The 26311-nt window shown below is 69.5% G+C and carries 23 protein-coding genes; 21 read left to right on the forward strand and 2 right to left on the reverse strand.

The window, feature by feature from the left end:
- Positions 1-24: 24 nt before the first annotated feature.
- From HDC31_RS15955 to HDC31_RS16055, 21 genes are all read left to right on the forward strand, one after another.
- Positions 25-996, forward strand: a complete 972-nt coding sequence (locus tag HDC31_RS15955; protein ID WP_061017080.1) for a MoxR family ATPase — start codon at positions 25-27, stop codon at positions 994-996.
- Positions 996-2258: a DUF58 domain-containing protein gene (locus tag HDC31_RS15960; RefSeq protein WP_046746638.1), complete on the forward strand. Its 1263-nt coding sequence runs from the start codon at positions 996-998 to the stop codon at positions 2256-2258. The genes HDC31_RS15955 and HDC31_RS15960 overlap by 1 nt, the downstream gene beginning before the upstream one ends.
- The gene (locus HDC31_RS15965; RefSeq protein WP_113680317.1) at positions 2255-4651 is read left to right on the forward strand and encodes a transglutaminase domain-containing protein; all 2397 of its coding nucleotides are present in this window, start codon (positions 2255-2257) and stop codon (positions 4649-4651) included. The genes HDC31_RS15960 and HDC31_RS15965 overlap by 4 nt, the downstream gene beginning before the upstream one ends.
- Positions 4648-5919, forward strand: coding sequence for an RDD family protein (locus HDC31_RS15970; protein WP_179516332.1), 1272 nt, complete (start codon positions 4648-4650; stop codon positions 5917-5919). The genes HDC31_RS15965 and HDC31_RS15970 overlap by 4 nt, the downstream gene beginning before the upstream one ends.
- Entirely contained in the window at positions 5916-6731 is an 816-nt protein-coding gene (locus HDC31_RS15975; protein WP_046746681.1) for a PP2C family serine/threonine-protein phosphatase, read from the forward strand. The genes HDC31_RS15970 and HDC31_RS15975 overlap by 4 nt, the downstream gene beginning before the upstream one ends.
- The gene (locus tag HDC31_RS15980; protein ID WP_179516333.1) at positions 6731-7996 is read left to right on the forward strand and encodes an FHA domain-containing protein; all 1266 of its coding nucleotides are present in this window, start codon (positions 6731-6733) and stop codon (positions 7994-7996) included. Before HDC31_RS15975 ends, HDC31_RS15980 begins: the two co-directional genes overlap by 1 nt.
- Positions 7993-9636, forward strand: a complete 1644-nt coding sequence (locus HDC31_RS15985) for a serine/threonine-protein kinase (RefSeq protein ID WP_061018439.1) — start codon at positions 7993-7995, stop codon at positions 9634-9636. Before HDC31_RS15980 ends, HDC31_RS15985 begins: the two co-directional genes overlap by 4 nt.
- A 14-nt stretch (positions 9637-9650) precedes the next feature.
- A complete protein-coding gene (locus HDC31_RS15990) occupies positions 9651-10361 on the forward strand; it encodes a hypothetical protein (RefSeq protein WP_230977970.1) in 711 nt (236 codons plus the stop codon).
- The gene (locus HDC31_RS15995) at positions 10358-11764 is read left to right on the forward strand and encodes an RDD family protein (RefSeq protein WP_179516334.1); all 1407 of its coding nucleotides are present in this window, start codon (positions 10358-10360) and stop codon (positions 11762-11764) included. Before HDC31_RS15990 ends, HDC31_RS15995 begins: the two co-directional genes overlap by 4 nt.
- A 43-nt stretch (positions 11765-11807) precedes the next feature.
- On the forward strand, positions 11808-16307 hold the full coding sequence (locus tag HDC31_RS16000; protein WP_179516335.1) for an FtsK/SpoIIIE domain-containing protein: 4500 nt from the start codon (positions 11808-11810) through the stop codon (positions 16305-16307).
- 120 nt (positions 16308-16427) lie between these two features.
- The gene (locus HDC31_RS16005) at positions 16428-16715 is read left to right on the forward strand and encodes a WXG100 family type VII secretion target (RefSeq protein ID WP_052748607.1); all 288 of its coding nucleotides are present in this window, start codon (positions 16428-16430) and stop codon (positions 16713-16715) included.
- Positions 16716-16812: 97 nt separating this feature from the next.
- Positions 16813-17712 carry a hypothetical protein gene (locus HDC31_RS16010; protein WP_113681305.1) on the forward strand — a complete coding sequence of 300 codons (900 nt, stop codon included), beginning with the start codon at positions 16813-16815 and terminating at the stop codon, positions 17710-17712.
- 87 nt (positions 17713-17799) lie between these two features.
- A complete protein-coding gene (locus tag HDC31_RS16015) occupies positions 17800-18147 on the forward strand; it encodes a hypothetical protein (RefSeq protein ID WP_046746669.1) in 348 nt (115 codons plus the stop codon).
- Between the two features lie 13 nt (positions 18148-18160).
- The gene (locus HDC31_RS16020; protein WP_058631569.1) at positions 18161-19462 is read left to right on the forward strand and encodes a hypothetical protein; all 1302 of its coding nucleotides are present in this window, start codon (positions 18161-18163) and stop codon (positions 19460-19462) included.
- Positions 19459-20067 carry a hypothetical protein gene (locus HDC31_RS16025; protein ID WP_113681304.1) on the forward strand — a complete coding sequence of 203 codons (609 nt, stop codon included), beginning with the start codon at positions 19459-19461 and terminating at the stop codon, positions 20065-20067. The genes HDC31_RS16020 and HDC31_RS16025 overlap by 4 nt, the downstream gene beginning before the upstream one ends.
- Before the next feature lie 37 nt (positions 20068-20104).
- Positions 20105-20779, forward strand: a complete 675-nt coding sequence (locus tag HDC31_RS16030) for a hypothetical protein (RefSeq protein ID WP_046746665.1) — start codon at positions 20105-20107, stop codon at positions 20777-20779.
- A 68-nt stretch (positions 20780-20847) separates the two neighbouring features.
- A complete protein-coding gene (locus HDC31_RS16035) occupies positions 20848-21513 on the forward strand; it encodes a hypothetical protein (RefSeq protein WP_113681303.1) in 666 nt (221 codons plus the stop codon).
- 120 nt (positions 21514-21633) lie between these two features.
- On the forward strand, positions 21634-21921 hold the full coding sequence (locus tag HDC31_RS16040) for a WXG100 family type VII secretion target (RefSeq protein WP_052748607.1): 288 nt from the start codon (positions 21634-21636) through the stop codon (positions 21919-21921).
- Between the two features lie 150 nt (positions 21922-22071).
- Positions 22072-22386, forward strand: coding sequence for a hypothetical protein (locus tag HDC31_RS16045; RefSeq protein WP_113681302.1), 315 nt, complete (start codon positions 22072-22074; stop codon positions 22384-22386).
- Positions 22367-24055: an alpha/beta hydrolase gene (locus HDC31_RS16050; RefSeq protein ID WP_179516336.1), complete on the forward strand. Its 1689-nt coding sequence runs from the start codon at positions 22367-22369 to the stop codon at positions 24053-24055. The genes HDC31_RS16045 and HDC31_RS16050 overlap by 20 nt, the downstream gene beginning before the upstream one ends.
- Positions 24056-24088: 33 nt before the next feature.
- Positions 24089-24730, forward strand: a complete 642-nt coding sequence (locus tag HDC31_RS16055) for a hypothetical protein (protein ID WP_058631564.1) — start codon at positions 24089-24091, stop codon at positions 24728-24730.
- A gap of 13 nt (positions 24731-24743) precedes the next feature.
- Here HDC31_RS16055 and HDC31_RS16060 read toward each other — a convergent pair whose 3' ends face one another.
- Positions 24744-25220 carry a dehydrogenase gene (locus HDC31_RS16060; protein ID WP_113681300.1) on the reverse strand — a complete coding sequence of 159 codons (477 nt, stop codon included), beginning with the start codon at positions 25218-25220 and terminating at the stop codon, positions 24744-24746.
- 54 nt (positions 25221-25274) lie between these two features.
- Positions 25275-26264 (reverse strand): malate dehydrogenase, encoded by a 990-nt coding sequence (locus HDC31_RS16065; protein WP_179516337.1) that lies wholly within the window; start codon positions 26262-26264, stop codon positions 25275-25277.
- Between the last annotated feature and the right edge of the window lie 47 nt (positions 26265-26311).

Raw genomic sequence — 26311 nt, forward strand, 5'->3', positions numbered from 1 at the left:
ACAACAACAAGGAACGACACACTCATGACAATGACCCCCGAGCAGGCCGCCTGGTTCCAGGGCACCTTCCAGCGCCTCGTCGAGAACATCGACAAGGCCGTGCAGGGCAAGCAGGAGATCGTCGGTCTCGTGCTGGCCTCGATGCTCGCCGAGGGCCATGTGCTCCTCGAAGACGCACCGGGCACGGGCAAGACCAGCCTCGCCAAGGCGCTGGCCGCGACCGTGCAGGGCACCAGCACGCGCATCCAGTTCACCCCCGACCTGCTGCCGTCCGACGTGACGGGTGTGACGATCTACGACCAGCAGTCGCACCGCTTCGAGTTCCACAAGGGCCCGATCTTCGCGTCGATCGTGCTCGCCGACGAGATCAACCGTGCCTCGCCGAAGACCCAGTCGGCGCTGCTCGAGGTCATGGAGGAGTCGCGCGTGACGGTCGACGGTGTCACCCACGAGGCCGGGCGCCCGTTCCTCGTGATCGCCACGCAGAACCCCATCGAGCAGGCGGGAACCTACAAGCTGCCCGAGGCGCAGCTCGACCGCTTCCTGATCAAGACCTCGATCGGATACCCCGACCTCGCGGTGACCGAGAGCATCCTCGCCGGCGCCTCCGACCGCAACCCGTCTGCAGGTCTGTCCGCGATCATCACGACCAGCGCCGTCGCCGACATGGCCGACCTCGCGGCCACCGTACACGTCGAGCCCGCCGTGCTCCGCTACGTGGCAGAGCTCGCCGAGGCGACTCGTGAGGACGGCGCCATCCGTCTCGGCGTCTCGGTGCGCGGTGCGATCGCGATGATCCGCATCGCCAAGGTCTGGGCCGCGGCTCAGGGACGCCACTTCGTGCTCCCGGACGACATCAAGGTGCTCGCCCGCCCGGTGTGGCAGCACCGTCTGCTGCTCGACGCCGAGGCCGAGTTCGCCGGCACCAGCAGCGACACCGTCATCGCCCGCGTGCTCGACGCCGTTGCGGCCCCCCAGGCCCGAGCGGCGGCCTGATGACCGCGGAGGCCCTTCCGGCGTCGACGCCGCAGACGGAGCGCGACGCCGGATGGCGTGACATCGCGGCCGTCCTCGGTGCGCGCGCCCTGACGCGCCTCCGCAAGATCACCTCCGCCATCCGCCCGCTGGCGTGGGTGCTGATGGCGCTCGCGGTCGGCTTCTGGGTGCTCGGGCAGATCGCCGGCTGGTCGGAGTTCACGATCGCCGCGGTCGTCATCGCGATCGCCGTCGCCCTGTGCGCGCTGTTCCTGATCGGCCGCACCGCCTACGACGTCGCCCTCGACCTCGCCCGCACCCGCGTCGTCGTCGGAGAGCGCGCGGTCGGCGCCCTGACCCTCGCGAACCGCGGCAGCAGGGCCATCCTGCCGTCGCGAGTGGTGCTCCCCGTCGGTTCGGGGCGCGGCGAGTTCGGCATCCAGCGGCTCGCGCCGGGGGAGGAGGCGGAGGAGCTCTTCGCGATCCCGACCCAGAAGCGCGGTGTGGTCAAGGTGGGCCCTGTGAGCGTCGTGCGCGGCGACCCCCTCGGCCTGTTCGAGCGGGCGCACCGTCGCGACGACCCCGTCGACCTCTTCGTGCACCCGCGCACGGTGCTGTTCGACGGCCAGTCCCTCGGCTACCTGCGTGACCTCGAGGGTCTTCCCGCCGCCGACCTGTCCCGCGACGACGTGTCGTTCCACGCCCTGCTCGAGTACCAGCCGGGCGACGACCTCCGCCACGTGCACTGGCGCTCGACGGCCCGCACCGGCACCATGATGGTCCGGCAGTACGAGGAGACCCGGCGCTCGCACTTCGTGATCGGTCTGTCGCGCTCCCTCGCCGACTACGCCACCCCCGACGACTTCGAGCTGGGAGTCTCGGCCGCAGGGTCGATCGGCCTGCGCGCTCTCCGCGACTCGCAGCGCGTCGACATGCGGGTGCAGGGGCGCGAGCTGCCGGCAGGCACGGGCAAGCAGCTGCTCGATTCCCTCTCGGCCGTCGAGAACAGCAAGCCCAAGGAGGGCGGCATCGCCGAGCTCGCCGGAGTGGTGTCGGCGACGATGCCGCTCGCGAGCGTCGTGGTGCTCGTGTGCGGGGCGCGGGTCAAGCCCGACGACCTCCGTCTCGCCTGTGCGCGTCTTCCATTCGGCGCCCGCGTGCTCGTGGTCGTCGCCGACACCACCGCCTCCGCTCCGGCCCTGCGCCGCATCGGCGATGCCGACGTCGTGACGGTCGGTGCGCTGGAGCAGATCCCCCTCGCCCTGCAGAAGGTGCTCGCATGACCGCATCCTCCGCCGCGTTCGCCGGTCTTCCCGTGCGTCGCTGGATCCTCGATCTCGGTGCCTCCGCTCTCCTGGTGGTCACCGCGCTGGTCGGCTTCTGGCCGACGTTCGCCGGTCCGTCCTTCCTCCCCGCCGTGGTCGGCGGCGTCGTGCTCGGCCTCGCGATCGCGGCGGTCACGACCTGGCGCCGTTGGGGCATCCTGATCATCGCGGGCCTCACGGTCGCCGCCTACTTCGTGTTCGGTGGCGCGTTCGCCCTGCCGCAGACCTCGATCCTCGGCTTCATCCCGACGCTGGAGACGCTGCAGAAGCTCGCGCTCGGGACGGTCACCGCGTGGAAGCAGATGCTCACCACGGTGGCGCCCGTGGCCGCGGCGGACGGTCACCTCGTGGTCCCCTTCCTCCTGGCGCTCGTGTTCACGACGGTGACCGCGTCGCTCGCGCTGCGCCTGTCGCAGGTGGCCTGGGCGCTGATCCCGGCCGGCGTGCTGCTCATGCTCGTGATCGCCCTCGGCACCCCTGAACCCGCGTTCCCGCTGGTGCAGGGACTCGTGTTCGCGGTCGTGAGCATGTCCTGGCTCGCGCTTCGCCAGCTGTGGGCGCCGCAGAACACGGCGATCTCCGTCAGCGAGGTCGACCCCTCCAGGGCCTCGCACATGCGCACCCGTCGTCTGCTCGCCGGCGTGGCCGTGCTGGCGATCGCCGGTGGTGCGGGGGTGGCCACGAGCGCGGTCGCGAACCCGGCGCAGCCGCGGCACGTGTTCCGCGACGTGATCATCCCGCCGTTCGACATCCGGGACTACCCGAGCCCCCTGCAGGCGTTCCGCAAGAACGTGCGCGATGAGGCGGACGAGACGCTCTTCACGGTGCAGGGACTGCCCAAGGGCGCGCGGATCCGCACGGCCGTCATGGATCAGTTCGACGGCATGGTCTACAACGTCACCGACGGCGGACCCACCTCGTCGAGCGCCTTCAGCCCGCTGCGCTCGAACATGTCACCGGATGCCGAGGGCGTCCCGGTGACGCTCAACGTCGAGATCGGTGCCTATCGCGGTGTGTGGATGCCGACCGCGGGCGAGCTGTCCGAGATCAGGTTCTCCGGCGATGACGCCGAGCAGCTGCGCCGCGGCACCTACGTGAACACCGAGACGGGCACTGCCGTCTCCACCACGAAGCTGACGAAGGGCGACGAGTACACGGTGGACGCCGTGATGCCGAACATTCCCGACGACGAGCAGCTCGCCGAGGTGCCGTTCGGCAAGGTCTCGATGCCCAAGCCGAGCAACGTGCCGGAGGAGCTCACAGCCCTCGCCGCCGAGACGGTGGTCGGCGCGGAGACGCCCATCGAGCGGGTGCGGGCCCTCGAGAACTTCCTGGCGAAGGAGGGCTTCTTCAGCCACGGGCTCGAGGGGGAGGTCATCTCCCGGGCTGGACACACCGCCGAGCGCATCTCGACCCTCGTCGGCGGCGAGCAGATGATCGGCGACGACGAGCAGTACGCCGTGGCGATGGCCCTGCTCGCCGGACAGGTCGACATCCCCGCTCGTGTGGTCATGGGCTACTACCCCGACGAGGAGAATGCGGGAGAAGCCACGTTCGCTGCCACCGGCGACGACGTGCATGCCTGGGTCGAGGTCAACTTCGAGGGGCTCGGGTGGATCGCCTTCAACCCCACCCCTCCCGAAGACCAGGTGCCGAACGATCAGAACACCAAGCCGCGCGTCGACCCGAAGCCGCAGGTGCTGCAGCCCCCGCCTCCGCCGCAGGAGCCCGTCGACCTGCCGCCCACGCTGCCCGACGACCGCGAGGGCGAGGACGAGAGTCTCAACATCGCGGGCATCATCGGTGCGATCCTCGTGATCGGTGGCATCTCCCTCGGAGTGATCGCACTCCTGGCATCGCCGTTCATCGTGATCGGTGCGTGGAAGGCGGCGAAGCGTCGTTCCCGACGCGCGGCCGCACGCACCGCCGACCGCATCAGCGGGGGATGGGACGAGCTCACCGACCGTGCCGTGGACTACGGCGCGCGCATCCCTCCCGGCGGCACGCGGATCGAGGAGGCGGTGGTCGTGGCGTCTTCGTTGACGGTTCCGCAGGTCACCGCCCTCGCCGAGCGGGCCGATGCCGATGTGTTCGGTCCCGCCGAGCCGAGCCAGGAGGACGTCGATTCCTTCTGGCACGAGGTCGATGACATCGTGGGCGGCCTCGGCAAGGAAGCCGGCTTCTGGAGGCGACTTCAGGCGCGACTGAGCATCCGCTCGCTGGTCGGCGGCACGGCCATCTCGAACGGATTCCAGAATCTGAAGGAAGCGGCGGCCGTGCGCGTCCGCCGTGAACCTGGCACCATCAAGAACAGCACGACGCCCCCGTCCTCCGAGAGCGAGACCTCATGACGCAGCCCGCGACCGACCAGATCGCGCCGGTCTCCCGTCGCGCCGTCGCCTACCTCATCGACGCCCTGATCGCCGGGGGCCTCGCGATCGTGCTCGGCGGCGGACTCCTGGTCGGCGCCTCGCTCACCGGCAGCCTCGAGGGCAGTGTCGGAGTCCTGCTGATCGGGGGTCCGGTCGTGAGCCTGATCCTTCTCGGCTGGTTCGTCGTCTACACCGTGATGCAGGCGGGCACCGGCTCGATCGGCATGCGCGCCCAGGGCCTTCGGCTGGTCTCGGCGACGGACGGGAGCGGCCTCGGCTTCGGACGGACGCTGCTGCGCAACGTCATCTTCGGCCTCGCCGCCGCCATCGTCGTGGGCTACTTCACGCCGCTGTTCGACGGCTCCGGTCGGTACCAGGGGTGGCACGACAAGGTGGCCGGCTCCCTCATGGTGGACGCGCGCGTGCCTGCACCCGCGACCTCGACGTCCGCGACGACCGCGGTCCCCGCCTCGACCGGATCCGGGGCAACGGCCCCGACGCCCGCACCGGCGATCCCCGGACTCCCGCAGCCGGCTCCTGCCTCGGCTCCGGCCCCGACTCCGGGGCCCGCGCCGGTTCCTGCTCCGGCTCCGGCGCCGGCTCCCGCCACGCCGCCCTCCGCTTCGATCCCTCCGCGACCGGCCGCTCCCGCGGCACCGGTCGCCGACGCGGGATCCCTCATCGCCTTCGTCCCCGGCATCACGCAGGATGCTCCCGCACGCCCAGCGCCCGAGCCCGAGACCGCACCCTCATCTGCACTCGACGAGACGATCCAGCAGCAGCCTGCGGCTCCGGTGAGTCCGCCCGCCGCGAGCCGGCCCGCCGCGACGCCGCCCGCCGCCGCGCCTGCCGCCCCCGCGGCGCCTGCCGCGTCGCGCACCACCGAGGAGGACGACCTCGAGGACACCAGGATCAGTGTTCCGGGACACCGGCTCGTCTTCACGTGGGACGACGGGACGCGTGTCTCCGTCTCCCGCCGCACGGTGTTCGGGCGCAACCCCGCACCGGAAGAGGGAGCGACGCTCGTGCCCGTGCGCGACGAGACGCTCTCGCTCTCGAAGACGCACTTCGAGGCGGCGGCCGAGACCTCGGGCGGCTGGGTGATGGACCGACACTCCACGAACGGCATGACGATCGTCCGCGCAGGCCAGCGGATCGCCTGTCCCGCGGGGCAGCGCGTCCCGGTGCGACTGGGCGACGCCATCGAGATCGGCGACCGCATCGTCACGATCGGCGGATACGCATGAGGCCGGGACTGGTCGTCTCGACCGGGTCGGCCACGCATCCGGGACTCCGGCGTGCGCTGAACGAGGACGCGCATCTGGCATCGGCGCCGATCTTCCTGGTCGCCGACGGAATGGGTGGGCACGAAGCGGGGGAGCGCGCGAGCGCCGCCGTGATCGCGGAGTTCGCGCGCTACATCGGTCGGTCCGCGCTCGAACTCGACGACGTGCGTCTGGCACTCTCCCTGGCGAGGGAGAGTGTCGAGGAGCTGTCTACCTCGGGCAACGGCCGCGCAGGTACGACACTCAGCGGTGTGTTCGTCGCCTCGGTCGACGGCATGGGCTACTGGCTCGCACTCAACATCGGCGACTCGCGCACCTATCGCTTCGCAGACGGCGAGCTGGAGCAGATCACGGTGGACCATTCCGTGGTGCAGGAGCTGATCGAATCGGGTGAGCTCACGGTCGAGGATGCCGTCTCCGACCGCCGCCGCAACATCATCACGCGGGCGATCGGCGCGAGCAGCACGGGCGACGCGGACTACTGGATGTTCCCCGCCGAGCTCGGCGACCGGATGCTGGTGTGCTCGGACGGACTCACCTCCGAGGTCGCCGACGCCCGCATCCGCGAGATCCTGATCGCCGAGAAGGACCCGCAGCGGGCGGCAGACGTGCTCATCGACGAGGCCGTCAGCGCCGGGGGCAGGGACAACATCACGGTGCTCGTCATCGATGCCGTCTCCGTCGCCTCGAGACCGGGGACGCTGATGGCCACCGATACGGACATCGACCAGGACACACGTCCACGAGAAGCCGCAGCAGGAGGGGTTCGCTGATGCAGACCAGCTACCGACCGGGACAGTGGTACCTGATCGTCATCCCGGGAGCGCTCGTCGCCCTCCCGCCCGAGGTGCCAGGCGATGTCGTCGCGCGGCTGTGGGAGCGCCTGCCGGAGGAGAAGACGCTCGCGACCGTTGTCGATGTGCTCACCGCGCAGTCGGGGGTCTCGTTCACTTCGCTGCCCTCGTTCGTCGCGGCCGTCGCCGAAGGATCGGACATGCGGATCGCCCTGCGGGGGGCGGTCACCGCGAGTGTGGAGACCGGCTCGGAGTCGTTCGAGCTCTCCGGCGCCGATGTCACCACCTGGAACGAGCGCTACCTCGGCGGTGCGACGAAGGTCGAGATCACGGTCGAGAGCGCCGATGCCGACGCCGACGGTCTGCCCGTGCAGAGCGGAATCGTCCGGGCGGCGGCTGTGAGCGCCGAGCTCGAACCGAGCGATGCCGATCCGCTCCCCTCCATCCTCGGCCCTGCCCCGGTCGTCGGGGAGTCCGCGCCGGCCGCGAACGTCGCGGCGCCGGAGCCTGTCGCGGCTCCTGAACCCGCGCCGGAGCTGGTGGCCGAGCCCGCGCCGCAGCCCGAGCCCGCGCCGGAGCCCGCGCCGGAGCCGGTGGCAGCTCCCGAGCCGGAGCCGGAGCCGGAGCCCGAGGAACCGCTCCCCGTCATCGACGATGCCTTCCTGCCGCCCACCGAGGTGACACTCGCTCCGCCGGTCGACGACGACTTCGACCAGCTGTGGGGCGCCACGGTGCACTCCGTCGGCGGGGCGGCGACACCGGCCGCGCCGATCGCCGTCGAGGGCGACCACGACGGCGCGACGATCTCGGCCGCAGACCTCCGCGCGCTCCGCCAGCAGCCGCCGGTCTCCAGTGACGCCCCGACGGAGGTGCTCGATGTCGCCCCGGCACCGGCCGCGGCCTCCGTCGGCCGCATCCGCCTGTCCACAGGGCAGGAGACGGCTCTGGATCGCACCGTGATCATCGGGCGCCGCCCGCGGTCGACGCGGGCGAGCGGCGCGAATCTTCCGCATCTCATCGCCGTCGAGAGCCCTCAGCAGGACATCTCGCGCAGCCACCTCGAAGTACGGCCGGAGGGCGACACCGTGGTGGTCATCGATCTGCACACCACCAACGGGTCCACCCTGCTGCGGCCGGGAGCCGACCCCGTGCGGCTGCACCCCGGCGAGCAGACGCTGGTGCTCTCCGGCGACGTCGTCGACCTCGGCGACGGTGTCACGGTCGCCTTCGAGGATCTGCCGTGACGCGTCGCCCCTCCCCGCCGCCGGACCTTCCCGGCTTCACCTACGTCGAGCCGCTGGGCACCGGCGGCTTCGCCGACGTCTTCCTCTACGAGCAGGAGATGCCCCGCCGCCGGGTCGCGGTGAAGGTGCTGCTCGCCGATCGCATCTCCAGCGGCGCCGCCCAGGAGTTCGCGGATGAGGCGAACGTCATGGCGATGCTCTCCACGCACCCCGCGATCGTGACGATCTACCAGGCAGGGGTCGCCGGAGACGGACGCCCGTACCTGGTGATGGAGTACTGCCCGCGGCCCAACCTCCAGCTGCGCGCGCGGAAGGACCCGTTCTCGGTGGCCGAGGCGCTGCGGGTCGGTGTGCAGGTGGCCGGTGCCGTCGAGACAGCGCACCGCGCCGGTGTGCTGCACCGCGACATCAAGCCCGCCAACATCCTGGTCACCGAGTACAACAGGCCGGCGCTCACCGACTTCGGCATCGCGTCCACCACCGGAGCCACGGGAGAGGCGTCGGGGATGTCGATCCCGTGGTCGCCCCCCGAATCGTTCGCCGAGCCGCCGCAGAGCGGACCCCGAACGGATGTGTGGGCCCTCGGAGCGACGCTGTACACCCTTCTGGCCGGCCGTTCGCCGTTCGAGCGTCCGGGGGAGCGCAACTCGAGCGCCGACCTCATCGAGCGCATCGAGCGTGCAGCTCTCCCCTCGCTGAAGCGGCCGGACTCGCCCGAGAGCCTGCAGCGCCTCCTCGAGCGCGCGATGGCGAAGAACCCCGAAGATCGTTTCCCGAGCGCCGTGGCGTTCGCGCGGGCACTGCAGAAGGTGCAGATCGAGCTCTCGCATTCGGTGACGCCGATCGACATCGTCGACGACCACCCGCCGGCGGAGGATCTGGACGACGACGGCGACGGCCTCACGCGGGTGCGCGAGATCGTCAGCATCGACCCCGACGTGGCATCGTTCACCCGCCCGTCGGCGACGACGCAGCGCAAAGAGCCTCCGGCCGCGCTGCCCGGCATCCCGCGCTTCGACGCGCCACTCGCCGAGACATCGTCCGTGCCGTCCGTCGAGCAGACGCAGCTGCGTGCTCCGACTCCGACTCCTGCTCCGCCGCAGCCGCTGCCCCCGAGCGCCGATGACCGGACGATCGCCCGAGCCCCGCAGGTGGTCGCCCCCGACGCTGCCGTGCCGCCGGCGATGGTGCCCGGCACGCCCGTCGCAGCTCCGGCCGCACCCGAAGCGCCGCGCAGCCGTAAGGGCCTCTGGATCGGGCTCGCCGCCGCCGGCGTCGTGATCGTGATCGGCGGGATCGTCGGTCTGAACCTGCTGGTCGCCGGGATCACACCCGAACCGCAGGAGACGGCCGAGGCCGTCGACCCGAAGGATGTCGGCACGGATGTGGTGCCGAAGGTGACCGAGCTCGCCGGGACGCGGCAGGGCGAACAGGTCGTCTTCACCTGGACGAACCCGAGCCCGCTCGACGGCGACTCGTACATCTGGACCCCGGTGGCCGTGTCGGGAGAGGTCGATCCGCAGCAGACGCCGGATCCGACCGCTACCCTTCCTGCCACAGCGGGGACCGTGTGCATCGACGTGATGCTGCGACGCGACGACGGGCGCGCGTCCGAGACCGTGCGGGGGTGCGTGGAGTGAGTGGTGAAGGCGGTGTGACCGTCGAGTTCGCGGGGGAGTACTTCCCGGTCCGTCGAGGCGGGCGGTTCATCGTCGGACGCGAGGGCGACCTCGAACTCGACGACAATCTGTTCCTGCACCGGCACTTCCTGGAGATCACCGACGCCGACGGGCTGTGGTGGCTGTCGAACGTCGGCACGCGCCTCACGGCGACCGTGACCGACTCGGCCGGCGGAGTGCAGGCATGGCTCGCGCCCGGCGCCCGTCTTCCGCTGGTCTTCGAGACCACCACGGTCGTGTTCAGCGCAGGACCGACGACGTACGAGCTCACCCTGCACGCGGCCGAGCCGACGTTCCGTGCGACCAGACGCGAGCACGACGACGGCGGCGCATCGACGATCGGAGACGTACCGCTGACCCTCAGCCAGAAGCTCCTCATCCTCGCGCTGGCCGAGCCGCAGCTACGCAGGGACGGCACGGGCATGAGCGAGATCCCCACCTCGGCGAAGGCCGCGGAGCGACTCGGGTGGACGGTCACCCGCTTCAACCGCAAACTCGACAACGTGTGCGACAAGTTCGACCGGATCGGTGTGCCCGGCATGCGCGGTGGGCAGCGCAGCTTCGCGACCAACCGTCGCGCGCGGCTGGTCGAACACGTGATCGCCTCGCGCCTGGTCGGCAAGAGCGACCTGCCTCTGCTCGACACCGCGCACGCCGTCGACGAGGCCGAGGGAGAGCAGGAGTGATCTGGGAGATCGACGACCACGCTCCCGAGGTCGAAGGGCTCGACGCGCACGGACGCCCCGACCCCGCGTACGCGGCGTCGCTGGGGCTGCGACCGGCGGGACGGGGAGCGCGTGTTCTCGCCGCTCTCATCGAGTGGACGGTGGCCGTGCTCATCGCGCTTCCGGCCATCATCGCGCTGACTCCCGTGCTCGCTCAGGCGGTGTCGGGGGAGTTCGACGCGGAGACGTTCTTCGCCCGGGGTGACCTGGTGTGGCTCATCGTCGCGGCCGCGGTCTCGCAGGGGCTGATGATCGCGTATGTGGTGGTCCAGCTCGTGCTGCACGGACGCAAGGGAGTGACGCTCGGCAAGGCGATCTGTGGCATCCGCTCGGTGAACGTCCTCACTCTCGAGCGCCCGGGATTCTGGCGCGGCGCCGTGGTCCGGTACCTCGTCGCGTACGCCTCGTTCATCGTGCCGATCGTCGGCCCCGTGCTGGTGATCATGCTCTCGCCGCTCTTCGATATCGAGAAGCGCGGCCGTGGATGGCTCGACCTGGCCGCCGCGACCTGGTTCGTGGACGTGCGGGGCGGCTTGAACCCCTACGACCAGAAGCGCATGCGCATCGCGCGCAAGCGGGTGAAGACGCCGGAGCACGAGGAGAAGGCGCCGCTCCCGTCCCTGGCCACGCCGGTACATCGCGATGCCCCGGCGGAGTATGTTCCGAGTGCACGGTTCTCCGGCGGCGTGATCGGCGCGCATCGATCCGCCGGGGGCACCGCGCCGGAGCCGCAGGAGGCCCCGGGCGTCGGATCCATGGTGTCGGCCGTGCCCCCGTCGCTGGCGACGGGGGCTCCCGGCCCGGCAGCATTCTCTCCGGCTCCGGCTCCGGCTCCGGCTCCGGCTCCGGCTCCGGCACCGGCTCCGGCTCCTTCTGTCCCGGAACCGGCGTCCGTTCGGCCCCCGACATCCGCTCCTGTCGCCGCCTCTGCCGCCGCCGCAGCGGCACCCGCTGTGGAAACGCCGGCAGCCCCGGACGCACCGGCACCTGCCGCATCTCCCGCGTCCGCACCCGCCGCTTCCCCCGCGCCGATGGGAGTACGAGCGCTCCTGGTGCTCGACACCGGGCAGCGTATCGAGGTGCGGGGGACGACGCTGTTCGGGCGGTCCCCGAGTGCCGCCGCTGGCGAGGGCGAGGCGCTCCTGGTGCCGGTCGTCGACGACACGCGCTCGGTGTCCAAGACCCACATCGCGGTGATGCCGGCCCGACGGGGCGTCTTCGTCGTCGACCGGGCCTCCACGAATGGCAGCGCGATCGTCCGAGGCGGTTCTGAGACAGCGCTGCCGGCGGGACACCCCGCGGAATTGCAGATCGGCGACACGGTGCGCTTCGGCGACCGGTCCCTCCTGGTGGAGTGGGTATGACCCTGAGCAGTGAGATGCGCCCTCGGCGCGGTGAGGACGAGCGATGAGAGTCAAGCTGACCCTGCGTCGACCCGCGGCACCCCTGACCGACGTGGTCGTGATGGCCGACTCGACGGCGACGATCGCCGACGTGGCGCGGCAGATCGCCACGACAGACCCCGCGCGCAGCATCATGGCGGCGCCCAGCGATGTGCTCACGCTGTCTGTCGCCCCGCCGACCAGCGAGCAGCTCACGATGCTCAACCCCGACCTGCTCGTGGGCGATGCCCCGATCGGCTCCGGGTTCCTCGCCGAGGTGATCAACGTCGGATCCCATCGGGCGTCGGTGGGCGGGGCGGGCACGCACCCGGCCGCCGTCCTCACGGTCGTCGCCGGTCCTGCCGCCGGCCAGGAGTTCCCGTTGCCGATCGGTCACTTCCTGATCGGCCGCGACGCCGCGAACGATGTGACCATCGCCGACCCGCTGGTCTCGAAGCGGCACGCCCGCATCGAGGTCGCGGCGACCTTCGTCGAACTGGTCGATCTGAACTCCGCGAACGGCATCCTCGTCGACGGCGGACTCGTGCAGCGGCTCCGGGTCATCCCGGGACAGAGCTTCGTGCTGGGCGACTGCGAGTTCGTCGTGCACATGGTGAGCGATTTCGACGGCTCCGCCAGCGGCGACCCGGTGCTCGAGCGCGGAGGCGCTCTGATGTTCAACCGCAGCCCGCGCGTCGAGGAGCGCTTCACCGGGCAGGAACTGGACGAACCCCGCTACCCCCGCGACCAGCCGTCCCGGCTGTTCCCCTGGCCCATGCTCGTCGCGCCGATCCTGCTGGCCGTCACGATGTTCAGCATCACGCAGCGTCCGGCGTCCCTCCTGATCGCGGCCGCGTCGCCGATGATGATGTTCGGGAACTTCATCTCGCAGAAGACCAACCTCGGTCAGCGTCTGCGCAAGGAGGCGGAGTCGTTCGAGGAGCAGTTCGAACGCCTGGAGGAGACGCTCTACCACTCCCACCCGAGGGAGCGGGAGGTGCGGCAGAACGAGGTACCGGCCGTCGCCGTCGTGTTCGACGAGGCGATGCGGCTCGGACCCCTGCTGTGGACGCGACGCCCCGAGCACTGGAACTTCCTCGCGATGCGCCTGGGCGTCTGCGAGAGCGAGGCGCGCACGCGCATCAAGCGCACCGAGAGCCCTGACGCGCTCGTCGAGTACGTCGAGCGCGTCGACCGCCTCGAGGAGCGGTACCGGATGATCGACGACGTGCCGATCCTGGAGTCGCTCCAGAGCGTCGGGTCGATCGGTGTCGCCGGTCCCACATCGCTGGCGAGCGACGCGCTCCGCGGCATCGCCGTGCAGCTGTTCGGCACGCATTCGCCGAACGAGCTGGTGACGGTCGCGCTGACCGAGCCGGGCTGGGCCAACGAGCTCGACTGGCTCAAGTGGTTGCCCCACACCTCCAGTGAGCGCAACCCGTTCAAGGAGATGCCTCTGGCAGACTCCGCCTCGACCGGCACGGCACTGCTCAGCGGCCTGGAGGAGATCGTCCTGCGTCGCTCGCGGGAGTCGAAGTCCGCCCGGCCCCCGTACGGCGCCGACTGGGACCCGATGCGCTACGGCACCGACGTCAAGCGCGCCGCCGAGGACGCGACATTCCCCGGCCAGACGGCGATCCTCGTGATCATCACGAACGATGCTCCTGTCGATCGCGCCCGGCTGACCCAGATCCTGGAACGCGGTGCCGACGTCGGCGTGTACGCCCTGTTCGTCGCTCCCGTGGTCGAGGCGCTGCCCGCCGCGTGCCGCACGTTCGTCGACGTGAGCGCAGGGCTCGGCGATGCGGTGGTCGGCACGGTCCGCAGCGGCGTGGACTATCGCGGAGTGCAGGTCGAGGGCGTCTCGCACGCCTACATGACCATGTTCGCCAAGCGGCTGGCCCCCGTCGTCGACTCCAGCACCGTGATCGAGGACTCCTCCGACATCCCGAACTCGGTCAGCTTCCTCTCCCTGGTGGGCACCGAGGTCGCGGAGGACGCGAACGCGGTGATCGACCGCTGGCGCCAGAACAACACGATCATCGACCGCTCCGGCGCCCCGCAGGCCCGGCTGAAGAAGGCGGGGAACCTGCGCGCCATCATCGGACAGTCGCAGACCGACGCGATGACCCTCGACCTGCGCACCCAGGGTCCGCACGCCCTCGTCGGCGGGACGACCGGTGCCGGTAAGAGCGAGTTCCTGCAGGCCTGGGTGCTCGGCATGGCAGCCGCCCACAGCCCGGATCGCGTCACCTTCCTCTTCGTCGACTACAAGGGCGGCTCCGCGTTCGCCGACTGCGTCGACCTGCCGCACACGGTGGGCCTGGTCACCGACCTGAGCCCGCACCTGGTGCGTCGCGCCCTCACCAGCCTGCGCGCCGAGCTGCACCACCGCGAGCACCTCTTCAACCGCAAGAAGGCCAAGGACCTGCTCGAACTCGAGAAGCGGCGTGACCCGGAGACTCCGCCAGCGCTCGTGCTCGTGATCGACGAGTTCGCCGCGCTCGCCGGAGAGGTGCCGGAGTTCGTCGACGGTGTCGTCGACATCGCCCAGCGCGGTCGCTCCCTCGGCATCCACCTGATCATGGCGACGCAGCGACCGGCCGGTGTCATCAAGGACAATCTGCGGGCGAACACGAACCTGCGCGTCGCGCTGCGCATGGCGGACGAATCCGATTCGAAGGATGTCGTCGACGATCCGGTGGCGGCGACGTTCCCGCCCTCGCTGCCGGGGCGCGGCATCGCGAAGACCGGTCCGGGACGCCTCGTGCCGTTCCAGTCGGCCTACGCCGGCGGATGGACGACGGACGAGGCGCAGGTCGCCGAGGTGAAGGTGGCGGAACTCCGGTTCGGCTCCATCCAGACCTGGGAGGCCGAGCAGGCTCCGGAGTCCGAGTCCCACGACGAGGATCTCGGACCCAACGACCAGAAGCGCATCGTAGCGACGCTCGTGAACGCGGCACGTGCGGCTCGTATCCCCGCGCCTCGACGTCCGTGGCTCGACGACCTCGAGGGGGCCGTCGACATGCGCGACCTCCCGGTGCTCGGCGACGGACAGGTGCTGCTCGGCAAGATGGACGTGCCGGAGCGGCAGCTGCAGGAGCCGGCGTACTTCCATCCTGACAAGGACGGCTCGCTCCTCGTCTACGGAACGAGCGGGTCGGGCAAGTCGACCGTGCTGCGCACCATCGCGATCGCGGCGGGCTTCGACCCCGCGCATTCGAACGTCGAGGTGTACGGACTCGACTTCGGTTCCGGCTCGCTCAAGAGCCTGGAGATGCTCCCGCACGTCGGCTCGATCATCTCGGGCGACGACTCCGAGCGCGTGCAGCGCGTGCTGCGCTCGTTGGCCGCGGTGCTGGATGACCGCGGCAAGCGCTTCAGCGCTGCCAACGCCTCGAGCCTCACCGAGTACCGCGAGCTCACCGGGCGGGACGAGGCGCGCATCCTGCTGCTGATCGACGGCTTCCCGCAGTTCCGCAGCGAGTGGGAGTCGACCACCGCGCGGATGCCGTTCTACCAGACTTTCATGCGCATCCTCGGCGAGGGTCGCCCGCTGGGCGTGCACGTGATCGCGAGCGCCGACCGTTCCGGCTCCGTGCCCACAGCGGTCAGCGCGAACGTCTCGCGGCGCGTGGTGCTGCGCCTCTCGGATGAGTCCGGGTATGCGATGCTCAACGCGCCCAAGGATGTGCTGGACGAGCGTTCCGCACCCGGTCGCGCCATCGTCGACGGCCGCGAGACGCAGATCGCGACGCTGGGCGGGACCCCGAACGTGGCGGAGCAGACCAAGCTGCTCGAGGGGCTCGCGGAGAGGCTGCGTGCGGCGGGAGCGAGGGAGGTGCCGGAGATCGGCGCGCTGCCCACCCGCCTGTCGGTGCGCGACCTGCCCGATCGCCTCGGCGAGTTCCCGGTGCTCGGTGTCGCGGAGGACACCCTGGCGGCGCGCGACTTCGACCCGGTCGGCACGTTCGTCGTGGCCGGTCCGCCGTCGTCGGGCAAGACCAACGCCCTCAAGTCGCTCATCACCTCGATGCGGCGACTCGACCCGGCGACCGTGCTGTTCCACTTCGGAGGCCGTCGTGCCCAGCTCAAGGACTACACGAGCTGGACGCGCAGCGCCGTGACGCCGGAGGACGCGAAGGAGCTCGCCAAGGAGATCACCGAGCTGATCGCCGACGACTCGCTCCCGACGAGAGTGCTCATCGTGGTCGAAGATGTGCCCCAGTTCGCCGACAGCCCGGCCGAGCGCGAGATGAAGGCCCTCTTCCAGGCGATCAACCGCAGCGACCACCTGCTCATCGGCGATGCCGACGTCACGCAGGTCACGAGCGGCTTCGGGTTCATCGGCGACTTCAAGGCCGGGCGCAAGGGCATCATCCTCAAGCCCGATTCCTTCGACGGCGACGCGGTGTTCAAGGTGCCGTTCCCGAAGGTCAAGCGCACCGACTTCCCCGAGGGGCGAGGCATCTTCGTGCAGGCCGGACGCCAGGTCACGGTGCAGCTGCCGCTCGTCGAGGGGTAGACGACGGCCGCAATCGTGGATGGGGAGTTGTCCCCATCGACGTCGGCGCGGGTGGTTCCGTAGGGTGGGGTTATTCGGGCCGGAGGGGTCCGGTTCTCTCGATTTGCGGAGGTGTGGACGATGGCCGATTTCGGTGCGTCTTATGCGGAGATGGAGCAGGTGGCGGGTTCGCTGTCGCAGGCTCGTGATGACATTCAGGGGCAGCTGGACACGCTGAAGGGTCAGGTGGACACTCTTCTGGGTGATGACTTCAAGACGCAGCATGCGTCGGGGAAGTTCGGTGAGGGGTACACGGAGCTGACGACGGGTCTGAAGACGGCGGTCGATGGCATCAATGACATGTCGGAGTCGCTGCTGGGGATGATGCGGGCGATCCAGGATCTGGACCAGCAGCTCGCCGGCAGCTGACACACAGCGCCACCCGCTGGCACAGCGGCGTTTCACGAAGAGGGTCGACCATGACGGTCGGCCCTCTTCGTCGCATGGGGGCGTCTACCCTGGGAGCATGAGTGCGTCTGAGGCTGTCGAGGAGTTCGAACGTGGTGTGCTGGAGGCGAATGCGCCCCTGGCCGCGCTGCATGAGGCAGCGGGAGTCTCGGGTGATGCGCGGATGCGGGAACTCGCGGCCCACATCGCGTTCCCGTCCTGGCCGGGAGCCACCTCCGCGACCGCGTTGAAGCGGGCCGCGCAGGAAGCGGAGATCACCGCGGTGCTGGACGAGTACGCGAACTCCGCCCGCCCGCTGATCCGGCCGGCTGACCAGGAGCGCTGGGAGCTGCTGGTCGCCGACATGCAGCGCAGAAGCGGCGAGGGGTTCCTGGCGGATGAGCTCGGGCGCAGCGCGGTGGGAGCCTCACTCCTGCGGGCGAGGCTTGGCGGACGTCCGCATCGGGCGCAGCAGCGCGGCGGTATCGACTGCGCATGCGGCTATGCGGTCGACGGTGTCATGCCGGAGAAGCTGTGTCCGGAGTGCGGGGATGTGCTCCTGCGGCGCTGGGTGGCCGAGGAGCGGCGACTGCTGCGGTCGATGCCCGAGTACGCGGAGGAGGTCACGCAGGTAATCGAGGCGACTGCGCAGAAGCAGGCCAAAGTGGCCCAGAGCCGTGGCGACTACACGGCCGACGAGGCGAGCGCGACGCGCAGAGCTGGCGGACGTCGACTCGCGCGTCTCCGCCGCGCCCACCGCGTCGAGCTGGCGACGCTCGACCTCCGCCGTTGGTCGAGCTTCGCCGAGATGCTTTCGCGGGAGGCGCGCCCTGCGGTCCGGACCACCGCCGCCAAGGCGCAGAGGCGCGGTCTCGGTGCAGCGGCGCTCACGGAACTCTCCCTCCTGTCGATCGCCGACACGATCAAGATCGCCGAGCGCATCCTGGAGAAGCGCAAGAACAGCAGCTGGAGGGTGTGAGGCGCGGGCAGATGGGGAGTACTCCCCATCGCGTCGTGCCGCCCTTCCCAGTAACGTCGTAGCGTCCGGGAAAGAAGGAGGGGGACCATGGCAGGCGAACGCATGCTCGTGCCGATCAGTGATCTGCAGACGACCAGCGAGAAGCTCACGGCGATCGTGGCCGAGCTGGAGTCCGCCGCGGCGAAGCAGGACGACGTCGAGAACGCCGTCGGCAGGCCCTACGGCGACGGACGGCTCAAGGATCGCTGCCACGACTTCGAGGGCAGCTGGAACGACAGTCGCGACAAGCTGCTCACCAAGCTCAAAGAGGTCGCCGATCGCGTCAAGGGAACGGTTGACGAGGTCATGAGCCTCGACACCGAGATGGCGACGTCGATGGAGCAGTCGGGTTCGGGTAGCGCGCCGGGCGCCGGACGTCAGCCGGCAGCGGTCTAGGGGAGAGAAGCAGATGCAGACGAACAAGGGGCGTGACGTCGAGGTCGTGGCAGGGGATGCCGTGGCGATCGCCGACCGGGGAACGAAGATCGTCGAACTGGGCGACAGCATGGTCAGTGCCGCCGCGACGCTCAAGGGGATCAAGGACGGCTCCATCGACGGCGAGGGCTACGCGATGGACAAGATCAAGGACGTCGTCGACGACGTCCACAAGGATCTCGACGAGGCGGGTCGCCGCTACAAGCCCGCAGGCACGACGCTGAGCAACTACGCCACGGCGCTCGAGACCGCGCAGAGCCGCATGCGCACCATCGTGGCCGACTGCCAGACCAGCCTCACCGAGCTGCAGACCGCGCAGTCGAACGCCGCCGACGCCGCCGACGCGCTTCAGGCGCACAACACGTCGACGCGGCTGAACCCGCCGGCGGAAGAGGACGCGGCGGCGAACACGACAGCCGGCACGAATCTCGCGAACGCCGCCTCCGGTGCGGCATCGACCCTGAGCACCGCGGAGACCACGCACAACGACAACCTCGATGCGTTCGACGGCGAGTACGACACCTGGCACACCGCTTATGAGACCGCTGTGTCGGGCCTCACCGATGCCAACAAGATCGGCGAGGACTCCACGTGGGAGAACATCGCGGGTGTCCTCGCGGTCGTGGCCGAATGGGTGAGTTGGATCGGGCTCGCGATCGCCGTGCTCGGACTCATCATCGGCGGGCCCTTCTTCGCGATCGCGGCACTCGTGGTCGGCGTCATCGCGCTCGCTCTGACCGTCGCCCTGATGTTCGACGGACGGAAGGGCTGGGGTGATCTCGCGATGTCGATCATCGGCGTGCTTCCGATCGGCAAGCTTGGGCAGGGGCTCGGGAAGTTCTTCAAGGCGATTCCGAAGCAGCTCACCGGGCCGCTCGGCCAGATCCGCAACATTCGTGGGATCACCGCGGCCCCCAAGGGAAGTTGGGGCGTGATGAGCAAGGCGAACTTCGCGAACTTCGTGCAGAACGCCTCTCGGACGCGCATGACGGGCCCGTTCACCCTCGCGGGGCTCGGTCAGCGTTTCCTCGGCGGAGCCAACCGGTCGTTCACCGTCTCGTTCCAGGAGGCGGTCGCGGCGGGCACCGGATACGGGAATCGGTTGATCAACCAGCTGCCGGATGCACTCTCCAGCCTCGCGAAGGCTCCGGCGCCAGACCTGTTCGAGCAGGCTTACAACGTGTACAAGTGGGCGGACAAGGGTGTGGCTCTCGCGGGCGGCAGTCCTTCCGGTGGCCTGTCGCCGGCCAGCATGCTCAACGGTCTCACCCGATGACCTCGGTGCCGGTCGCCGACGGCGCGTCGCGATGGGACTTCGCCTACGACGCGGAGTGGTACATCCCGCTGCCTGCAGCCGATCTGCTGCGGCGTGAGCCGGGCAGCGGGGAGCAATGGGTGTCGGCCGCGGTCGAGCATTACGCCGAACGTTCCCCGCTCACCGATGGTGACCGCGAGGCGCTCGCCTTCACGGCAGAGGGCATATTGGGCCTCGCCGGCAACGCCGCCGTGCAACTGTGGTTCGTCCCCCGCGGGGCGTACAGCGACGTCCTGATCGAGATCACGGTCTCCGCCGCCGCCGACCTGGACATCCCTGCCATCCTGACCGAGATCGCCACCCTCCCTGACTCGACGGCATCCGAACTCACGGCACTGGAGACTGACTCCCATGGCAAGGGCTTCCTTCTGCGACGCACGTCCGCCGTGCTCCTCGACGACGGGGAGGCGCGCCCCATCGCGAACTGGACGGTGATGCTCAGCGACGGCGAGTCTGCGATCATGATCGAGGCGATGGGGTCGACGCTCGAGCCCTTCGCCCTCATGGAGGAGCAGATCCCGAAGATCATCGCCGGCATCACCCTGCCGAGCGGCCGGCCTGCGTGACTGCCGACCTCACGATCGACACGAGGAGTACCACCCGATGAACGAGATGAACGACCTCGGCGTGGAGTTCCGCTTCGGCATCCCGGCTTTCCGGCTCGTGCTGCCCCCGGGGTGGAAGGCGCATCTCCCGACGAACGCGGGACAGCAGGAGGACGTGCGCAAGGCGAGCGCGATCTTCATGCAGGCGGGACGCCCCGACCTGGATGCGGAGTTCCGCACGATGATGGCCCAGGCCAATCAGGGCATGCGGCGCACCAAGGTGTTCGCCATCTATCGGCAGGAGGACGTGCCGATGGAGGAGCTGCTGCCGCTGTCGATCACGGCATCCGCTCTCGACGCGCCCGACGGCGAGAACCTCGACGCCTGGGTGACGGAGGCGTTCCGCGCGCGCGGGGCGGTGTTCCTCGACGAGAACCTCAAGCACATCGTCAGGTGGTCGGCCGAGACGAAGCGTCCGGCCGGCGCACAGGCGATCGACGGTGTGAGCGGGCGCACCCTGACCTACATCATCCCGGTGCCGGGAACGCTGCGTCGCAAGGCGCTCGTGTTCACGTCGACCATCGTGATCCCCGACGGCGACGTGATCCCCGCAGAGGTGCTCGACGGCATCGAGCTGCTCAGCGACGCCATGATCTCGACCTTCGCCTGGGAGCAGCTGGCCGAGGAGCCCGCGGTGCCTGCGACCGCCGAGGAGCAGGCAGACCGCGGCTGATCGAGCTCGTCAGCTCCCCGAAGGGGGCGCGGTCCGAGGCGCCGCTGGACGGCGAATAACCTGGGCCGATGGCTTTTGCGCTGATCCGACCCGAGTCGCGACCCCTCATCGATGCGGCGCGCACGCAGGACGCTCGTCCGGTGGATGCGGATCGTGCAGCCGCCGTGCTGCGGACGGACTTCGAGCGCTGGTCGCGCTGGGGTCTGGGCCTCCTGGGTTTCGCGCTCGCGATCGGCGGCGCGTTCGTCACGGCAGGGATGATCGAAGCCGTGCGGATGCTGGGCGGGTCGCTCGCCCCGGTCGACCTGGCGGTGATCGTGACCGCGGTGATCGTCGCACTGGCCGGACTCGCCGTCCTGGTCGCGCTGTGGTGGAGCGGTCGGCGGATCCTGTCGGCTGCCTCCTGGTGGCTTCGTCTGCCGTACACGACAGGCGGGCGGCAGCGCCGCGCGGGTGGTTGGCTCCGGGCGCGCACCGCGAACTTCGAACCGCGCCTCTTCGTGCGACTCGTCTCCGCAACACTCGCCCTGCTGGTTGCCGTCGGCGGCATCGCCCTGTTCGTCCGTGATCTGGGAGCCGGAGTCACCTCGATGACGGCGGCCTCGGCTGCCGTCGGAGTGATCGCTCTGGCGGCGGGCCTCGGGCAGGTCGGGGGAGTCATGCATCTCGTCTCCGGTTTGTCGGAGGCGGATCCGTTGTGGGTGCGGATCCGATCCGTGTTCGTCCGCCGCTGATCCCGTACGCGCTGGGTGGATGGGGAGTTGTCCCCATCGACGGTGTTCGTGGGTGCCGCGTAGGGTGGGGGTATTCGGGCCGGAGGGGTCCGGTTCTCTCGATTTGCGGAGGTGTGGACGATGGCCGATTTCGGTGCGTCTTATGCGGAGATGGAGCAGGTGGCGGGTTCGCTGTCGCAGGCTCGTGATGACATTCAGGGGCAGTTGGACACGCTGAAGGGTCAGGTCGACACTCTTCTGGGTGATGACTTCAAGACGCAGCATGCGTCGGGGAAGTTCGGTGAGGGGTACACGGAGCTGACGACGGGTCTGAAGACGGCGGTCGATGGCATCAACGACATGTCGGAGTCGCTGCTGGGGATGATGCGGGCGATCCAGGATCTGGATCAGCAGCTCGCCGGCAGCTGACACGCGCTTTCGGGAAGGGGTCGACGGTTCGCCGTCGGCCCCTTCTTCGCGCCTTGTGGTCCGGAGATCACGGGCCGATGGGCAGTTCTCCCCATCGGCGCAGGGCGAGCGTCCGGCTATGGTGGATCGCGGCGGAACCGGGGGGAAGCCATGTCAGACGTCGAGATCGACAAGCGCGCACTCGAAGGCGCCGTCCTGCAGATCAGCTTCTCGATCGGTGACTACGTCATGTACGCCAATGACATCGCCGCGCGCGACACGGGCGTCGGCAATCCCGCGGGGCGCACAGGCCTGCGGGTCATGCTCGAGAACGCGCTGGGGCAGGCGATGCTCGAGGCGCGGGCGCAGCATCTCGCGGGGATCGGCGTCACCGATCGGCTGACGAGCATCAACGAGTCGTTCGAAGAGCTCGACGTCTCGCTGGGCAGCGGATGGGATGCCGACTATGTCGCTGACCTCTCCTAACCGCGGGTGGACGCTCGAGGAGATCGAGTATGACAGCGGGCAGCTCGAAGGGATCCATGCCGACCTCGGAAAGCTCACGGACGCCGGAGGGAACGCGCAGATCGTGCTGCGCAACATCGACGGCGGCCTCGAGGGGCGAGGTCAGAGCATCACTCTGGTGCAGCGTGAATCGGGGCTGCTCGCCAATCGGATGAACCCCACCATCGCCTCACTCGGCCGCATCGCCGACGTCGTGCGGGCCTACGGTGAGGCTGTCGCGACGCACGCCAGAACCGCGAACGATCTGATCGACGACATCGAGACCGCGCATGCGGCGCACGCGGCGGCGGTCGCCGATCTCGAGAGCGCACAGTCCCAGCAGCAGATGTGCACCCCCGACGACGACGCCAGCACGCGCTCGACCGCGGAACAGGACGTCACCGACGCGCAGAGCTCGCTCGCCACGACCCGTAGCGCCCTCGAAGGCCTCTGGGAGAGCTGGGAAGCCGCATACGCGCTCTGGGACGAGGCGTATGGTGCAGCGATCGCCGGACTCGTCCGTTCGGATGGCTCGACCCTCAGCGACTCGACCCTCTCGGCGATCGACGCGCTGGCGAACGCCGACACCCCTGCCGAGGTCACGGAGATCTGGGACGGTCTCACCGATGCACAGCGCGACGCGCTCCGTCTCACGTATCCGGGCTTCATCGGAAACCTCGAAGGCGTGCCCTACCTCGATCGCATGCTCGCCAACAGGGCGGCGTATGAACGAGTGATCGACGCCGGACCCTACGGCGAGCCGTTGGACACGCAGTTCAAGGACCTCGGTATCGAGATCAACCGGTTCCAGGGGCAGCTGCTGATGTTCAACCCGTTCGAGCAGCCGCAAGCCACCGCTGCCGTCATGTACGGCGTGACCATTCAGGATGAGAACGGGAACCCCGTCGACCCGCTCAAAGGTGTCACCAACGTGAACGTGCTCGTCGGCGGGATGTTCTCGGGCCTCGGAGACCTCGAGGCATGGGGGCAGAGCGCACGCGACCTGAACTTCTTCGCCGACGGGTACAACGACGGGACCAGGTCGGCGACGATCGCCTGGTACGGATACGACTCGCCCAACCTTCTCACCGAGCACACGATGGGCAGCGCCACAGAGGGGGCCGCGACTCTGAGCACCACGCTGCGAGGGCTCGACAACGAGGTGTCGTCGAGCGTCACCACCTCCGTCATCGGGCACTCGTACGGCAGCACGACCGCTTTCCTGGCGGTTGGTGGATCCCCAGACAACCTCGGTGTCGACAATCTGATCGCGGTCGGCTCGGCGGGAGTGCCGGACGGCTACCACCAGACGTGGACCGGAGATGATCCGATGGACTATTCCGGCACGCAGATCTACGCGTCGCGGGCTCCCGGCGATCTGGTCGCCCGCTACGGTGAGCACAGCTCCTTCGGACACGGCACCAACCCCGAAGAGCTGCCGGGAGCGATCAGCTTCGAAAGCGACGGCGGCACCGTGCCGAAAGTGGGCGGCGGCACCGAGGACGGCCTCGGAACCCCGGGCCACGCGGCGCACGACGGCGGCAACAGTATCTGGGGCTGGTGGGAAGAAGACAACGGGTACCTCGCTCGCGATTCGGAATCCTTCCGTAACATTGCCTACATCGTGGCTAACGGCCAGGCGTGGAACTGAGCCGTGGTGGCAACGGCAGCAAGGGGCGGGCGGATGGGGAAGCGCTGGCGGATCACCGCGGCGGTGGCGGTGCTCGCGCTCGCCCTCACCGGGTGCACGAATGAAGGAGACGGCATGGCGACCCCGACCGGCGACGAGCTCGTCGCCCAGGCGAAGCAGCACTACCTCGACTATCGGGAGGTCACGAACGGCGTCCAGGCGCTGATCTTCGACGGCCCGTGGGAGGCTCCAGGGGGCTCATTCGGCATGGAGCCTTCGGGGGCGGGATGCCCGGACGGTTCTTACAAGTTCTCTCTCGCCCGATCGACGGAGGTGGACCCGGAGCAGCATGCCGAGCGATCCGTCGCTGTGCAGAAGTACCTCACGGATGCGGGCTACGAGCTCGACGGCATGGATCTGGGGTCGGGCGAGACTCAGTCGAGTGATGTGATCGTGCGCGAGCAGGGTGACTTCTCGTTGTTGACGGTGACGTTCATCACGAACGGCAACGTGCTCGTGACGGCGACGACCAAGTGCTGGCCCGGCGACCGTTACGAGCTCGGGGACCTGCTCTTCGGTGATGCGAACCTTTCCGAGGGGTACCTGCCGCGCGAGGAGTCGCCGAGCGATCCGCTGTTCTTCGGTGTGACACCCGGCGAGCCGGCCTTCGGCCCGACGCCCAAGCCCACGCCGTAGGAATCGTCGCCCGTCAGTGGGCGGCGGCCGCGTCGGCCAGGTGCCGGGCGTCGTGGTTCAGCACTTTGACGATGATGCCGTGCTTGCGCAGCTCGGCGACGGTGCGTGCGCCCTCGTCGGCGTCGAGGCCGAGCGCCTTGATGTTCACGACCACGACGACGTCGCCCGTGCGCAGCGTCGAGATGAGGCGGGCGAGGCGGTCGTTCCAGCTCTCCAGGATGTCGGGTGCCGGGTGGCGGAAACCCTCGATCGGCACGCCGAAGCGGGTGAGGTCATCGCGCTGCTCGACGACCGACGGCATGCCCTCTCGCGACACGACGAGGCCTACCAGCCGTGAGCCGTCTGGCCGTGCCGTCCAGAAGTTGCGGTTCTGCTGCAGCTCGGTGAAGCACTTCGGGCACGCTGCGGCATCATGCGGCAGATGCAGGGGGCTCGTGAGAGCCGCATCGACCGATGCCGTGGTCTTCGTGGGATCAATCGTCTCGCTCATCGCGCACCTCCGGCATCCATTCTGCCCTGTCGTCGTGCGTCGCGGTGACCGGATTCACAAGAGGCCGAGCGCCTGAACGGCCTCACGCTCCTCGACCAGCTCCGCGACGGAGGCATCGATCCTGGTACGTGCCCAGTCCGTCGGTTCCAGCCCTTCGACGATCTGCCACTCGCCGTCGACCGAACGCACCGGGAACGACGAGATCAGGCCTTCGGGAACCCCGTACTCACCGTGGGAGACGACGCCGGCCGAGGTCCAGTCGTCGGTGCCGTGTACCCAGTCGCGCACGTGGTCGATCGTCGCGCTCGCAGCAGACGCCACGGACGAGGATCCCCGCACCTGAATGATCTCGGCTCCACGCTTGGCGACGCGAGGGATGAACGTCTCGTCGAGCCAGGTGGTCACGTCGCCCACGATCTGCTCGAGCGGCTCGAGCACGGGGCGGCCACCGACCGTCGCATGCGAGATGTCGGGGAACTGCGTCGCCGAGTGGTTGCCCCAGATGGGAACCCGCCGAACCGTGTGCACCGGCACGCCGAGGGTCAGCGCGAGCTGGGCCCGCGCGCGGTTCTCGTCGAGGCGCGTCAGAGCCGTGAACCGCTCGGCGGGCACGCCGTCGGCGGAGGCTGCGGCGATCAGGGCGTTGGTGTTGGCGGGGTTGCCGACGACCGTGACCCGGACACCGGAGGCCGCGTTCGCGGCGATGGCTGCACCCTGGGGGCCGAAGATGCCGCCATTGGCGGCGAGCAGATCGGCGCGCTCCATGCCGGGCCCGCGCGGACGTGCGCCGACGAGCAGCGCGAGGTCGGCGCCATCGAAGCCCACCGCCGCGTCATCCGTCACCTCGACGTGTTCGAGCAACCCGAACGCACCGTCCTGCAACTCCAGTGCTGCGCCCTCCGCCGCACCGAGTCCCTGCGGGATCTCCAGCAGTCGCAGCCGCACCTTCTCGTCCGGCCCGAGCAGGTCTCCGGCCGCGATGCGGAAGAGGAGTGCGTAGCCGATCTGTCCGCCCGCGCCGGTGATGGTGATCGTGGTCGTCATGCCCCGAGCCTACGTCCGTTCGACATGCTTCTGCTCGGAGTAATCTC

The sequence above is a fragment of the Microbacterium sp. JAI119 genome, from assembly GCF_013410135.1.
GTDB lineage: Bacteria > Actinomycetota > Actinomycetes > Actinomycetales > Microbacteriaceae > Microbacterium > Microbacterium oxydans.